11 protein-coding genes are annotated in these 15248 nt (G+C 52.6%); 9 read left to right on the forward strand and 2 right to left on the reverse strand.

Annotated elements, in window-relative coordinates; genetic code table 11:
- The first annotated feature begins 339 nt into the window (after positions 1-339).
- The 9 genes from adhE (at position 340) to EVJ30_RS04030 (ending at position 12547) form a co-directional block, all read left to right on the forward strand.
- Positions 340-2931 carry a bifunctional acetaldehyde-CoA/alcohol dehydrogenase gene (gene adhE, locus EVJ30_RS03990; protein WP_131457634.1) on the forward strand — a complete coding sequence of 864 codons (2592 nt, stop codon included), beginning with the start codon at positions 340-342 and terminating at the stop codon, positions 2929-2931.
- 146 nt (positions 2932-3077) lie between these two features.
- Positions 3078-4274, forward strand: coding sequence for a zinc-binding metallopeptidase family protein (locus EVJ30_RS03995; protein WP_131457635.1), 1197 nt, complete (start codon positions 3078-3080; stop codon positions 4272-4274).
- Positions 4275-4373: 99 nt separating this feature from the next.
- Positions 4374-5282 (forward strand): alpha/beta hydrolase, encoded by a 909-nt coding sequence (locus EVJ30_RS04000; protein WP_131457636.1) that lies wholly within the window; start codon positions 4374-4376, stop codon positions 5280-5282.
- A gap of 142 nt (positions 5283-5424) precedes the next feature.
- Positions 5425-6171 (forward strand): DeoR/GlpR family DNA-binding transcription regulator, encoded by a 747-nt coding sequence (locus tag EVJ30_RS04005; RefSeq protein ID WP_131468073.1) that lies wholly within the window; start codon positions 5425-5427, stop codon positions 6169-6171.
- On the forward strand, positions 6168-7097 hold the full coding sequence (gene pfkB / locus EVJ30_RS04010; RefSeq protein WP_131468075.1) for a 1-phosphofructokinase: 930 nt from the start codon (positions 6168-6170) through the stop codon (positions 7095-7097). Before EVJ30_RS04005 ends, pfkB begins: the two co-directional genes overlap by 4 nt.
- Complete coding sequence (locus tag EVJ30_RS04015; protein WP_131457639.1) at positions 7094-9001, forward strand: PTS fructose transporter subunit IIABC; 1908 nt, start codon at positions 7094-7096, stop codon at positions 8999-9001. Before pfkB ends, EVJ30_RS04015 begins: the two co-directional genes overlap by 4 nt.
- Positions 9002-9133: 132 nt before the next feature.
- A complete protein-coding gene (locus EVJ30_RS04020; protein ID WP_131468077.1) occupies positions 9134-9655 on the forward strand; it encodes a GNAT family N-acetyltransferase in 522 nt (173 codons plus the stop codon).
- A gap of 48 nt (positions 9656-9703) precedes the next feature.
- Complete coding sequence (locus tag EVJ30_RS04025; protein WP_131457641.1) at positions 9704-10369, forward strand: alpha/beta family hydrolase; 666 nt, start codon at positions 9704-9706, stop codon at positions 10367-10369.
- A gap of 198 nt (positions 10370-10567) precedes the next feature.
- Positions 10568-12547: a methyl-accepting chemotaxis protein gene (locus EVJ30_RS04030; protein ID WP_131457642.1), complete on the forward strand. Its 1980-nt coding sequence runs from the start codon at positions 10568-10570 to the stop codon at positions 12545-12547.
- A gap of 63 nt (positions 12548-12610) precedes the next feature.
- Here the strand turns inward: EVJ30_RS04030 and EVJ30_RS04035 are convergent, their stop codons facing one another.
- Positions 12611-13453 (reverse strand): sensor domain-containing diguanylate cyclase, encoded by an 843-nt coding sequence (locus EVJ30_RS04035; protein ID WP_161567620.1) that lies wholly within the window; start codon positions 13451-13453, stop codon positions 12611-12613.
- 228 nt (positions 13454-13681) lie between these two features.
- A complete protein-coding gene (cls, locus tag EVJ30_RS04040) occupies positions 13682-15139 on the reverse strand; it encodes a cardiolipin synthase (protein WP_131457644.1) in 1458 nt (485 codons plus the stop codon).
- Between the last annotated feature and the right edge of the window lie 109 nt (positions 15140-15248).

Genomic DNA, 15248 nt, shown 5'->3' on the forward strand with positions numbered 1-15248 from the left:
ACAGGCGGGGTGGACGAGCAATCATCGGACTGTGAGCATTTACACACCGATTCCGCCAAACTAACGACACAAATAATGTAAGCGTTTACATATAGGTCTGTCCTTGTTTTCATGAAAACGCATACGATTTTACTGAGCTGATCTATAAAAATCAAGACCTATCCTCAAACAGCAAAAAAATATTGTGAAAGAGTTCACATTGTTGTCACGCACAAATTGAATGAAACGGTGTATTCTATGAATGTGAAGGAAAGCACAAACTCTTATCAGGCAAACCGATTATCCCGTGCTCTCCATCAAGTCAGAAGATCAGCTCTCATTCATGAGGAGGAAACCAACATGGCAGTTAAAGAGAAAGCAGTAGTGGAAACATCAGCAGAACAGATGGTCGACACGCTCGTTAAGCAAGCGCACACGGCACTCGACACGTTGATGACGTTTGACCAAGAGAAAATCGACACGATCGTCCAAGCGATGGCGTTAGCCGGACTCGAGCAACACGTCGTACTCGCTAAACATGCATTTGAAGAAACAGGTCGCGGTGTGTTTGAAGACAAGATGATCAAAAACATCTTTGCGACAGAATATATTTTCAACTCACTTCGCGGTGAGAAAACAGTCGGCGTCATCGAAGACGATGAGCAAAACGGCATCACATACATCGCCGAGCCGGTCGGTGTCGTCGCCGGGGTCACACCGGTCACGAACCCGACATCAACGACGATGTTCAAAGCGATCATCGCCATCAAAACACGTAACCCGATCATTTTCGGCTTCCACCCGTCAGCACAACAATGTTCAAGTGCAGCGGCCCGCGTCCTTCGTGACGCAGCAATCGCAGCAGGTGCACCGGAACATTTGATCCAATGGGTCGAAAAACCGTCACTCGACGCGACGAAAGCACTCATGAACCACCCAGGCGTGGCCATGGTACTCGCAACAGGCGGCGCGGCAATGGTGAAGTCGGCTTACTCGACAGGTAAACCAGCGCTCGGCGTCGGACCTGGTAACGTCCCGGCTTATATCGACAAGACAGCGAAAGTAAAACGCGCCATCTCGGACGTCATCTTATCGAAAACGTTCGATAACGGCATGATCTGTGCGTCAGAACAAGCGATCATCGTCGACCAAGAAGTATATGAAGACGTGAAACGTGAAATGACAGCGCTTGGCTGCTACTTCTGCTCACCAGAAGAAAAAGCCAAACTCGAAACACTCGTCATCAAGACAGACACATGTGCGGTCAACCCTGAGATCGTCGGGAAACCGGCAGCATGGATCGCCGAGAAAGCTGGACTCAGCGTCCCGGCCGACACGAAAATCTTGATCGCTGAACTCGAGACAGTCGGCGCGACAGAACTGCTCTCACACGAGAAGCTCAGCCCGGTGCTCGGCGCTTATAAAGTTCAATCACGAGAAGAAGGCTTCGCGATCGCTGAGAAAATGCTTGAAATCGGTGGTCTCGGTCATACGGCCGCAATCCACTCGACAGACGACGACGCGATCCTCGCGTTCGGACTTCGCATGAAAGCTTGCCGCATCATCGTCAACTCGCCAACGGCACACGGCGGTATCGGTGACCTTTACAACGAAATGACACCATCACTCACACTCGGTTGTGGGTCGTACGGTAAAAACTCCGTCTCTGAGAACGTGACGGCGAAACATCTACTCAACGTGAAAAAGGTGGCGAGACGTCGCGTGAATATGCAATGGTTTAAAGTCCCTGAAAAAATTTACTTCGAGAAAAACTCGGTTCAATACTTGCAGTCGCTCACGTCGAAAAAACGGGCAATGATCGTCACAGACGAAATGATGGTCAAACTCGGATTTGCTGACAAAGTCATCAAAAACTTGCCGGCTGGTGTTGACTACCGCATCTTCGACCAAGTCGAACCAGACCCATCAGTCGAGACGGTCATGGCCGGTGCTGAGGCGATGCGCCAATTCCAACCAGACATGATCATCGCGCTCGGTGGTGGTTCACCGATGGATGCTGCGAAAGGGATGTGGCTCTTCTACGAACGTCCAGAAGAGAAGTTCTCAAACCTTCGCCAGAAGTTCATGGATATCCGCAAACGGACGTACAAGTTCCCGACGCTCGGCAACAAGTCGATGTTCGTCGCGATCCCGACGACGTCAGGTACAGGTTCAGAAGTGACACCGTTCACGGTCATCACTGATAAAAAACGGAACGTCAAATACCCGATTGCCGACTACGCGATCACACCAGACGTCGCCATCATCGACCCTGAGTTCGTTATGACGGTACCGGCTTCAATCACGGCTGACACAGGAATGGACGTCTTGACACACGCGATCGAAGCGTACGTATCGGTCATGGCGAACGACTATACAGACGGACTGGCCCTCCGTTCGATGAAGATGATCTTCGACTACCTCCCGAAAGCTTACGAAAACGGAAGCGACGCTGAAGCTCGTCAAAAAGTGCACAACGCCTCAACGATGGCTGGTATGGCATTCGCGAACGCGTTCCTCGGGATCAACCACTCGATCGCGCACAAAATCGGTGGCGAGTTCCACGTGCCGCACGGTCGGACGAACGCGATCCTCATGCCGCACGTCATCCGCTACAACGCGACACGCCCATCGAAACTTGCGGCGTTCCCGAAATATGAGTCATTCATCGCTGACGAGCGCTACGCTGAAATCGCACGCTTCCTCGGACTCCCGGCGAAGACGACTGAAGAAGGCGTCGAGTCACTCGTCCAAGCGATCATCGAGCTCGGACAGCGCTTGAACATCAAACTCTCGTTCAAAGCACAAGGCATCAAGAAAGCGGACCTCGATGCGAAGATCGACAAAATGGCGGTCGATGCGTTCGAAGACCAATGTACGACGGCGAACCCGAAAATGCCGCTCGTCGAAGAATTGAAAGAAATCATGTACGCAGCGTACGAAGGCGTCTAAGAATCCATGATCAGAGCGGTCATCCTCACAACGGGGATGACCGCTTTTTTTGCTGTAAATTAGGATATACAATTGTCAGATGACTTACTATAATTGAATAATGCCAATCAAGTATGGCGAATATTGATGTAGATGGAGACGACCAAATGACAATCATTTATAGCTTACTGTCGGCCTTGTATGCCGTATTTCTTTACTTCAGTCCGGCCGCTTACGCAAGCCCGTATGAGACGGCCGAATATTTTGCGTCGTACGACCGAGACGTTAACAGTTGGGAGAACGTCGAGCTGTTCGAGTCGCTCGGGACCGAGCTCGATCTTGAGATGGACCGTTTCGTCCATTATGCCTCCGTACCGAGCCATTGGACGACGTTGACCATTGAAGACGACGAACGATTCGATGGTGTATCTCATTTCATCTTAGAAGCTGGATTTGACGGTGAAGTGATTCAAACGGATTGGAACGAACCGATTGATGATGTAGAAGGAAAAGTCGTCGTTTTGCCGATGACGGTCAAATCACTCGAGCTTGACGGGAGGGACACGTCGGCTGATCCATATGGAGAGGTCCTCATTGATGATGAGGCGAATCGCCACTTACTCAACCTGTTGGAGGCAGGAGCCGAAGGGTACATTGTCACGCCCGATGAACAAGAAGAGGGTTATTACGGAACCATTTATACTTCGCCACGGACGCGGCTGCCCGGCATCGGCGTCGATGTTGAGACAGCAGATCGTTTGACGGACGGGACGCATGTCTCGGTCGAACCGTTCGTCGACGACGAGGTGCCGTATGTCGAATTTATTCAACCTGGTAAAACAGACGAGGAGATTGTGATCTTGGCTAGGCTTGACGGCACGGGTTACGGGGACCATGCGTTATGGAGCCTTGGTGGTTCATCGATATTGTACGCGCTCATCGAACAAATGGATGGCATTGATACGGATGCGACGATCCGGTATGTCTTCTTGAACGGAAGTGGGGGTGGCTACGAGACCGCCATGGATTATTTAGAAACAGCGAAACAGGCTGAAACTTTGCCGTCTTTAGTACTGTCATTAGATATTCTTGGTACCGGGGAAGGTGCACGTTTTGTAAGGACAAAAGTGATGACAAGACTGCCGGTCCTTGAGCAAGGAAGCTGGTCATCACTTGATGTGAAGCCACTCGGGACGTCGTATTTAGATGAATTTCATGCGGAAGGCGTACCGGTCATGTCATTAAGCGATTCATTGACGGCTGAGTTTGATGCTTTAACTGAAGCCGATACAATCGACCGTTTGTCGAACGAGGCGATGGAAGACCACGTCGCTTGGCTAACAGATTGGCTCGCCACACAATGATGTCTTGAACCGTCCCCGTGTGAGGGCGGTTCTTTCTTTTTGACTGAAACACTCGTCCTCTCTCGAATTGTTCGGTATGATGAAAGAGGAGGCGATACAATGGAACGAAACATGAACATTACAAGACATTACGGTGAACTGGCCGGTACGCTTTTATTGCATGATACGCCGCGAAAGACGGTCGTCATCTTGAGCGGGAGCGGGCCGAGTGACCGGAACGGCAATGTCGGACCCGTCCACTTCAATACGTATAAAAAACTAGCCGACGCGCTATATGGCATGGGCGTCAACGTATTTCGGTACGACAAACAAGGGATCGGGGAGTCGGATGGTGACTTTAATAAAGTCGGACTCCATGACTTGGTCAACGATGCGATCGAAGTCGTGAAAACGATCCAACGGTTGCCTGAAACGGGCGACGTCTACGTGCTCGGCCATAGCGAAGGGGCGGTCATCGCCCCGGCCGTTCAACTCGAGACGAATGCGGCCGGGTTGATCCTCCTCGCCGGCTTCAACGACTCGTCGAAGCAGATGTTCTTACATCAAGCCGACGCGCTCGCGTCCGAGATCGGGCGCGTGAAAGGGTTGAAAGGGATGTTTTACCGGTTGACCGGCGTCCCGAAAAAAGTCAGACAGCGTCAAGACGATCTGCTCGAGCGGTCGCTCCGGACGAACGTCGCTGCGTTCAAATACCGAGGCCAAGTCGTCAACGCCAAGTGGATTCGCGAACATGCGTCGTATGACGTCCGGGAACGGCTCGAGCTCGTGCGCGTCGCGCTGCTTGCCATCACCGGTGACCGTGACGTCCAAGTCCCGCCTGAACACGTCCATTCACTGCGGACGAAAGGCGATGTCGACAGCTATATCATTAAAGATATGAACCACCTCCTCGTCGAACGGACGAGCCCGCATTCACTTTTAACGTTGCACAAAGAATATCGTGAGGCGATCGAGGCCCCGCTTCATCCACAGTTGTTACAGAAATTGAACGATTGGTTAATCAAATAGTGAAAAACAGTCGTAAGCGGTCACTTAGTGACCGTTTTTTGTGTTATAATTGTGACGATAAGATAAAAAGTGAATGAATTTGAATGTTTTTGATTGTTTTTTGAATGTAAACGCTTTATATTGGAGATACGGAGGGAATACGATGTTAACGAAACAACGACATCAGATGATTTTGCAACGGTTGTCGGAACAAAAGATCGTCAAGCTGAAAGAGTTGGTCGAATGGATGGGGGCGTCAGAGTCGACGATCCGCCGTGATTTGACGGACCTTGAGGCCGAAGGCTACCTTGAACGGGTCCATGGCGGGGCGACGCTCGTCGTTCGCGCTGAAGATGAGCCGACGTTCGAGGAAAAACGGGATCGGCACGTCGATGAGAAAGTCGCGATCGCACGGAAGGCCGCGACGTTCATCGAAGACGGGATGTCCGTCTATCTCGATGCCGGGACGACGACACAAGCGATGGTCCCGTTCTTGACCGGAAAGAAAGTCATCGTCGTCACGAACAGCCTCCCGATTGCCAACGACTTGTTCGATCTCGATATTAAGACGTTCGTGGTCGGCGGCGAGTTGAAACGTTCGACGCAAGCGCTCGTCGGCTACAATGCCCGCGAGAGCATGATGAACTACCGGGTCGATGTCGCTTTTCTCGGTATCAACGGGGTCGACCTAGAAGCGGGCTATACGACGCCTGACCCAGAAGAAGCCCTCGTCAAAAAAACAGCGATTGAACTGGCTCGGGACGCCTACATCTTGGCGGACGATTCAAAATTCGGGAAACGTTCGTTCAGCCGAGTGGCGCCCCTCGAGGCGGCGACACTCATCACGATGAGCGGTGCACCGTACGTCAGTTCAGTCGAAACATTAACAAAGGTGGTGAACGCCCAATGATTTACACGTTAACACTCAACCCATCAATCGATTATTACGTCACGTTACCAGAAGTCGTCTTAGGTGAGGTCAACCGCATCCAAGAGACGACGCAGCGGGCCGGAGGGAAAGGTATCAACGTCTCGTTCGTATTACGTGAGTTCGACGCCGATACGGTCGCCCTAGGATTCATCGGCGGGACGACAGGTGAATTTATTAAGAAAGCGTTGACGGACAAGGGTGTCGAGACCGATTTCATCGAAGTCGATGGCGAGACCCGAATCAACGTCAAGATCCGGGCGAAAGAAGAGACGGAATTGAACGCGAGTGGTCCTGTCATCTCGGACGCGGAACTTGAACAGTTGACGGCACAGTTCGAACACGTCCAAGCAGGCGATATCGTCGTCTTGGCCGGAAGTATCCCTGGCAATCTGCCGAGCACATTTTACCGGACGCTCGCTGAGAAAGTTCGAGCGAACGGAGCCGACTTCGTCGTCGATACAACAAAAGAGGCGATGCTCGAGGTGCTCTCGCTCGAACCACTCATGATCAAACCGAACCATCACGAACTCGGTGAACTGTTTGATGTCGATATCGAGACGTTTGACCAGGCGCTCCCTTACGCGGAACAGTTAGTCGAGCGTGGCGCCAAAAACGTCATCGTCTCGTTCGCAGGAGACGGCGCGATGCTCGTCAACGCGACAGGTGCCTATACGGCGAACACGCCGAGCGGGAAACTCGTCAACTCGGTCGGAGCGGGGGATTCACTCGTCGCCGGTTTTGTCGCTAACATTTTAGACCACGACGCAACCAAGGCGTTCCGCTATGCGGTCACGACCGGCAGCGCGTCTGCTTATACGTTTGGCCTCTGTACGAAACAAGACGTGGACCGCTTGGTCGGCGAAGTCGACGTCACCCCACTATCCCGATTGGAGGAAACAACATGAACATCACGGACCTACTCAAAAAGGACACGATCCAACTGAATCTCCGCAGTCGTTCAAAAGCAGACGTCATCGAAGAGCTCGTCGACGTGCTCGACCGGGCCGGTAAGCTAGCGGACCGGAACGGTTATCGCGACGCCATCTTGGCCCGCGAAGCGCAAAGCACGACCGGACTCGGTGAAGGGATTGCCATCCCGCACGCGAAGACGAAAGCTGTCAAAGCACCCGCGATCGCCTTTGGTCGCTCGAGCGGAGTCGACTATGAAGCGCTCGACGGCCAAGACAGCCGCCTGTTCTTCATGATCGCAGCAGGCGAACACGCCGACAACGAGCACTTGGAAACACTCTCGAAATTATCCGTCTTCCTTATGGATCCAAAATTCCAGGAACGTCTCTATGCGGCAACGTCAGAAGATGACGTCATTCGCGCGATCGAAGAGAAAGAAGCGGCCGAAGCGGCACCGGTTGCTGAAAAAACGGTCAAAAAGGATGCACCTTATATCCTTGCCGTCACGGCTTGCCCGACCGGCATCGCGCACACGTATATGGCAGCAGACAGCTTGAAACAAAAAGCAGAAGCGATGGGTGTCGACATCAAAGTCGAGACGAACGGTTCGACTGGCGTCAAAAACGAATTGACGGCAGCTGATATCGCCAAAGCGACAGCTATCATCGTCGCGGCCGATAAAGCCGTCGACATGGAGCGGTTCGCCGGGAAACACGTGATCGAAGTACCGGTCGCGCAAGGCATCCGCAAACCGGAAGAGTTGATCAACCGGGCTGTGAAACAAGATGCACCGGTTTACCGTTCGACAGGGACGTCAGGCGCTCCTAAAGAACAGCGCACCGGCATTTACAAACACTTGATGAGCGGGGTATCAGCCATGCTGCCACTCGTCGTCGCCGGTGGTCTATTGATTGCCCTCAGCTTCTTCTGGGGCATCAACTCGGCAAATCCAGATGACCCGTCGTACAATGAATTTGCGGCTCAGCTCATGACAATCGGTGGCGCGGCGTTCGGATTCCTCGTCCCAATCCTTGCCGGTTTCATCGCGATGTCGATCGCCGATCGTCCGGGTCTCGCACCTGGTCTCGTCGCCGGTGTGCTCGCGAGCGAAGGGAATGCCGGATTCCTCGGTGGACTCATCGCCGGTTTCTTAGCTGGTTACGTCGTCCTGTTCTTGAAAAAAGCACTCGCGAAATTGCCAGCGACGCTTGAAGGAATTAAACCAGTCCTCCTGTATCCGTTGCTCGGCTCGTTCATCTCAGGGATGATCATGCTACTTGTCGTCAACGAACCGATTGCAGCGTTCATGACATGGTTGATGGATACGCTCAACAGCATGAGTGGTGCTAACGCCATCTTGCTCGGTGTCATCGTCGGTGGGATGATGGCCGTCGATATGGGTGGCCCGATCAACAAGACAGCATACGTGTTCGGTACGGCGGCACTCACAGCCGGTAACCAAGAAGTCATGGCGGCCGTCATGGCAGGTGGGATGGTGCCACCGCTTCTCGTCGCGCTCGCGTCAACCGTGTTCGCTCGTCAGAAGTTCTCGAAACAAGAACGTGAAGCTGGTAAGACGGCGTACATCATGGGCGCCTCGTTCATCACAGAAGCGGCCATCCCGTTCGCTGCGGCCGACCCGATCCGGGTATTGCCGTCAGCGATTCTCGGGTCAGCACTCGCCGGTGGATTATCTGCCTTCTTCGCGATTCAATTGCCGGCGCCACACGGTGGGATCTTCGTCTTCCCGTTACTTGAAGGAGCTGGAAACGTCGCGATGAGCATGGGTCTCTACGCACTTGCGATTCTCGCAGGGGCACTCGTCGGGGCACTCCTTCTCTCGTTCTTGAAAAAACCGCTTACGACAGCGACTGCAGAGCCAACGCGTGACGTCGCTTAACAAACTCGACCGTAGGGATTCCTACGGTCGTTTTTTGTCAAATGATTGTCAGTCGTTTCTGGAAGAAGTGTGATTTCGATTCGGTGATTTGTGGTAAACTACTTGTAAAACTTAGGGTAGGAGGGGGTACGGATGCAAATACGGAAAGCTGAGCCGAAAGACGCTTACGGGATCGCGCGCGTCAGGGTCAACGGTTGGCGAACGACTTATCGGGGAATCGTTCCGACCGAGTTTTTATTAAAGCTTTCTTCTGGGTCGATCGAGTGGTCGGAAAAAGTCCGGAGTGCCCTTTCCAACCGCGAAATCAGCGGATTCGTCGCCATAGTCGATGAGGAGATCGTTGGTTTCGTATTGTATGGGGACGAGCGGACGGGGGACTATCCGGACCATCCGAACGAGATTTATGCGATTTACATTTTAGAAAACCATCAACGGAACGGGATCGGCTCGCTCTTACTCGAGCAAGCGGTCCAAACGATGTCTAGCCGTGGCGTTATCATCTGGGCGCTCGAGCTGAACCCGCACCGGGCGTTTTATGAACAGCGCCAAGGGCGAGTCGTCGATGCGAAAGAGCGCTTGTTCGGCGAACTCGCGTTGCGCGAAGTCGCCTATGGCTGGACGGAAGCGACCCATGATGCGATTGTCGGAGCTTGAGACGCGGCCTATCTGGCCGCGTCTATTTCATTAATAAGGGGGCAGATTATGATTCAAGTAGTAACGAGTACAGTGACAGGAATTGGCAGAATCGAAATCCCGTATTCGCTGATGCAACATGAGACGACTTCTTCTCAGCTGGCCATTTTATTGCCCGGTTTTCGCTATTCGACCGATGCCCCGGTGTTTCATTTTTCGACGAGCCTTTTACTTGAACGCCACGTTGATGTGTTGGAGATCAACTATGAATATTATCGCGAGCAATACGATGAAATCGAAGACATCGGCGAGATTGTTAGACAGGATGTGGCCACAATTGTCGACCACGTGTTGTCGCAGCATACATATGAGCAATTTTATTTAATCGGCAAGTCGCTCGGAACGATCGCAATGGTCACGGAATTGAAAAGATCGATTTTCCAGGATGCGTTTGCTATCTGGCTAACGCCACTCATTCAACGAGATGATGTCAGGGAGACTATCGTTTCGTCTGAGACACCTCGCCTCGTCGTCATCGGGGACCGTGACCACTGTTATACGGAGAGCCGTTACAAAGAAATTTCAGACGTTCCTTTGCTGACGTCGGTTCTGCTTCCTGATGTGAACCACAGCCTAGAACGTGAGCACGATACGTTGGGCTCGCTTGCCGTCCTCACACAAGTGATCGATGCAATCAATCAGTTCCTACTAGACAATGTAACGGATGGCGATTAAGCCGCGGTTAACCCATTGATAGGACCGTCTGTTCGTTTGATGCGAGCAGACGGTTTTCTGTATATAATGAAAAGGTTCTCAATTGACAAGAATAGAAAAACGGTGACGATTTTTTGCTAAGGTCATCAAAAAGCCCCGAATTCTAGCCGATACATAGGTTAACGTAGCGAGAGTTATTCTCGGGAATAGGGGTTATTTATGAAACGGACGAAACAACGAACCATCAGCATTAAACAAAAGTTGATCACGATGTCATTGCTCTTATTATTGATTCCATCGTTATTGATCGGCTTTGTCGCTTACTATCAGGCGAAACAAAAAATTACGGATCAAATCATGCAGTCGGCGCACGCGGGTGTGGAGCGGATGAATGACGAGATCACGAATCTGATTGAACCGATTGAGCGCGACGTCGCCTTTTTTGCGGGGCGGATTGACGAGTCGCTCTACGAAGAAGGAGAAGACAACCTTGGGTTAGAGGAGAAGTTCGTCGAATATTTGGCGACCCATCCGAAAGTGACGAACATCTATTACGCGTCGACGGAAGGCGTGATGACGATTTACCCTGTCCAGTCGTTGCCTGACGGCTATGATCCCCGGACACGTCCGTGGTACGAAGCGGCAGATGGTGCCGGAGGGAACGTCGTCATCACCGACCCTTACGTCGATGCGTCATCAGGTAAAATGATGGTCACGCTATCGCAGACAACGGATGACGGTCGTGGCGTCATCGCAGTCGACGTTGACGTCGATGACATCGCGAGTGTTGCGGCTGGCATTCAAATCGGGAAAGAAGGCTATGTCACAATCCTTGATGCGAACCAGCAGTTCGTGACCCATCCGACGTTAGCCGCAGGCGAGAAGGCATCAGGCGATTGGGTCGAATCGCTTTACGACGGCAAAGACGGCAGCTTTTCATATGTGTTCGAAAATGAAGACAAACAAATGGACTTCATGACGAACGACTTGACGGGCTGGAAAGTGGCCGGGACGTTGTATGATAAAGAAATTACAGATGAGACGGTCGGTATCCTGTGGACGACATTAAGTGTCATCGCCGGGATGAGTTTGCTTGCTGCCGTCATCTTATACTTCATCTTACGCTCGATCATTCGACCGTTGAACCGGTTGACGACGGGCGCGGAACGGATTCAAGCAGGAGATTTGACGGAAGAGATCGTCGTCGATTCGAACGATGAGATCGGACGTGTCGCTGAAAGTTTCAACGGCATGACGGCGTCACTCCGCTCGATCATCATCAATCTCGATCAATCGATCGGGCAAGTCGCCGCATCGTCGCAAGAACTCATGGCCAACTCGGCGCAGAATGCGGCATCTTCTGAGCAGATTGCCGGCGCGGTCCAGCAGATGGCGGCCGGGGCCGACGATTCGAAACGTCAGCTCGACGACAACGCCGTCTCGCTCCAAGCAATCACGGCAGGCATCATGCGCATCGCTGAAAGCTCGACGGACGTATCGGAACTGTCTCGCGAGACGGCGATCGAAGCGGAAGACGGGACTGCTGCCGTCACTCATAACGTGACGCAAATGAAAGCAATCGACACATCGGTCGAGACGTTCGGTGCAGTCATCGAGTCGCTCGCCAAGCGTTCGAACGAGATCGGAAACATTGTCGATGTGATCAACGGGATCGCGACGCAGACGAACTTGCTCGCTTTGAACGCGGCGATCGAAGCTGCCCGCGCCGGTGAGAACGGTAAAGGGTTTGCCGTCGTCGCGAGTGAGGTCCGTAAGTTAGCCGAACAGTCACAGGACTCGACGAAGCAAATTTCGCAGTTGATTGAGAACATCAAGCAAGAGACGGAGCGGTCTGTCACGTTGATGAAAGAAGTGTCGGCCCATACGAAAGCGGGTCTTGAGACGACCGAGAACACGGCGGAGCGCTTCAAGAAGATCATGTTACGGACGCAGGAGATGACGCCACGGATCGAGGACGTGACGGCCACTGTCGAAGAAATCGCGGCGAACGTCGAAGAAGTTTCAGCATCAGCGACGCAAATCGCTCACATCGCTGAGGAGAACTCGAACGCCTCGAGACAAGTCGCGGCGACGACAGAAGACCAGCTCGGTTCGATGGAGGAAGTGTCGCAATCCGCGAAAGCACTCGCCGATATGGCGGAGGAGTTGCAAGAACTCGTATCACGATTCAATGTATAAACGAAAGGCAGAGCGGATCCGCTCTGCCTTTTTGGTACACTTCGATTCTTCTTAGAGTTCATATCATCGTTTGCTCGACACTTGGTTGCGGCCTGAGTTTTTTGCCACGTACAGCGCCTCGTCCGCGTCTTGAAGTGCTTGTTCGACGGTCTTTCCGCCATCAAGCGAACTGACGCCGAACGAACATGTGACGTGCGGGACCGGACCGAACGGTTCGTCGTTGATCTTTTGACGTAACTTGTCGGCCAACTGGATGCCATCAGTAAGTGTCGACTGCGGGGCGACGATTAAAAACTCTTCGCCGCCCCAGCGACCGATCGAATCGGTCTTCCTTATATTGCGGCGGAGCAATTGAGCGATCGAACGTAACACGAGATCGCCGGTCGGGTGACCGAACGTGTCGTTGACGAGCTTGAAGTAGTCGATATCGAGCATGATGACGGCGGCAGGTGCTTTCGTGTCGGCCGTATCTTGGACAGCCGAGGTCAGGACGTCGCCGACTTTTTTACGGTTGAATAACTCGGTCAACGGGTCGAGTGACGACAGATGCTCCATCCGTTCTTCATAACGTCGCTGTTCGGTCGTGTCTTCGATGACGCCGACCCCGCCGTCGATTCGGCCGTCAGCCTGAAAGCTTGGCGACATCGTCGTCCGGACGAAACGGGGCTGTCGATTCGGAGGGGTATACCAACCGGCTAAACGGACGGTCTCGCCTGCCAGTACACGGGCGACGGCACCGTATAAGTCAAACGTTGAGGTCGTGCACCGTTCAAACATCGAGCTTGTCGTCGGGACGACCCCGAGTAAGTCGACGAACGAATCGTTGTAACTGATGATGCGTCCGAACGTATCGAATGCAAAGAGACCGATCGGTAACTGGTCCCACGAGGAAGGATCGGGTTTCATGGTGTGGGTGTCTTGGTGAATTCGTTCTTGATCAGCCATAGAATGACATATGCGCGAACGCATACTTCCTCCTTTCTTTAACGAAACGAGAGTTTAGGACGTTCGTACTGATACTTTATACCCTTATTTGGAAGAATATTAGCTAAAACATGATAAAAATAAGCTGAAATCTAGAAATTGTCGGCTGATGGACATAAAAAAGAGACCGCTTGCGCGATCTCACAACGGTCATAAGATTGGGCTGAGCAACCGTGACACACCTTCGCGCATCCGGACGCTCCACTTCCGGACCGCATAGTCGTCGACCGTATAGCGCCGACTGACGGCGACGTCCGACTCGAACAACGAGGCGAGCTCAAGCGCGACCCGCTCATCGTAGATGATGGCGTTCACTTCGAAGTTCAAGCGGAAGCTGCGGGCGTCCAAATTCGTCGTGCCGACGGTCGAAATTTCGTCATCGACGACGAGCGTCTTCGCGTGCAGGAAGCCTTCATCGTACATGTAGACGTTCGCCCCGTAATCGAGCAGCTCACCGAGGAACGACAGTGACGCCCACATGACGAACGGATGGTCCGGTTTTCCGGGAATCATGATGTCCATCTCGACACCGGACAACAGTGCCATCTTGCAGGCGTCCATGAAGCTCGTATCCGGGATGAAGTAAGGCGTTTGGATGATGACCCGCTGCTTGGCCGACGCGATCATTTTGATCATCATATTTTTCAAGTGCTCGGTGTCCGAGTTCGGTCCGCTCGTCACGATTTGCATCGGTGACTGCTCTTTAATATCGTGGCGCGCGAAGCAGAACGAGTTTTCAGGGTCGTGATGCTTGCTCCCCGAAAAGTTCCAGTCCAAGATGAACCGGTGCTGCAGGTGATAGACGACGTCCCCCTCGACCCGGAGGTGGGTATCGCGCCAGTAGCCGAATTTTTCGACGAGGCCGAGGTATTCGGTACCGACGTTGAAGCCGCCGACGTAGCCGATTTTCCCATCGATGATGACGACTTTTCGGTGGTTCCGGTTGTTCAACTTGAAGTTGATCAAGCCGAACGTCGGCGGGAAGAAGACACGGACTTCACCGTTATGCGCGATCAACTCCTTGAAGTCTGAATCGCGGAGGCTGCGCGATCCGACCGCGTCATACAACAGCCGGACTTTGACGCCCGCTTTGGCGCGCTCGATCAGTTCGTGGATCAGTGCCTTCCCGAGGGCATCACGCTGGATGATGTAATACTGGATGTTGATCTCGGTCTCTGCGCTACGGATATCGTCCATCAGCGCCTTGAACTTCTGTTCCCCGTCATGCATGATGGTCGACTTGTTGTGGACGCTGATGAGTGACTTCGATGAGCGCAAGTTCATCTCGAGCAACTGCTCGTACTTCTCAAATAGCGGTTGGGCGAGCGCGGTCTCTTTACGGTGAATCTGCTCGATTTGACTCTCGACTTGCAACGAATGAAACGATCGCTCCTCAACACTCAAGTTAAAGAAATTATCTTTTTTCAGCTGTCTACCGAGGAACAAGTAGATGATAAATCCGAAAATCGGTAGGAAAAACAAGACGAGCAGCCAGGCCCAGGTGGCACCGACATCGCGGCGTTCCGCGAAGATAACGGCTAAAGCGAACAATAAATTTAACCCGAGGACGATATACAGCCCCCAACTGATCATGACCGACCACTCCATGCGACCCACTCCTAAACGACAAATTGTGCAACTAGCTTTATAATACCTCAATCGAGGGAATAGTATTCTAGTGAAAAAATAAGGGGGAGACTGAGATGAACTTGAAAGT

The sequence above is a fragment of the Exiguobacterium sp. SH5S13 genome, assembly GCF_004337085.1.
Taxonomy (GTDB): domain Bacteria; phylum Bacillota; class Bacilli; order Exiguobacteriales; family Exiguobacteriaceae; genus Exiguobacterium; species Exiguobacterium aurantiacum_A.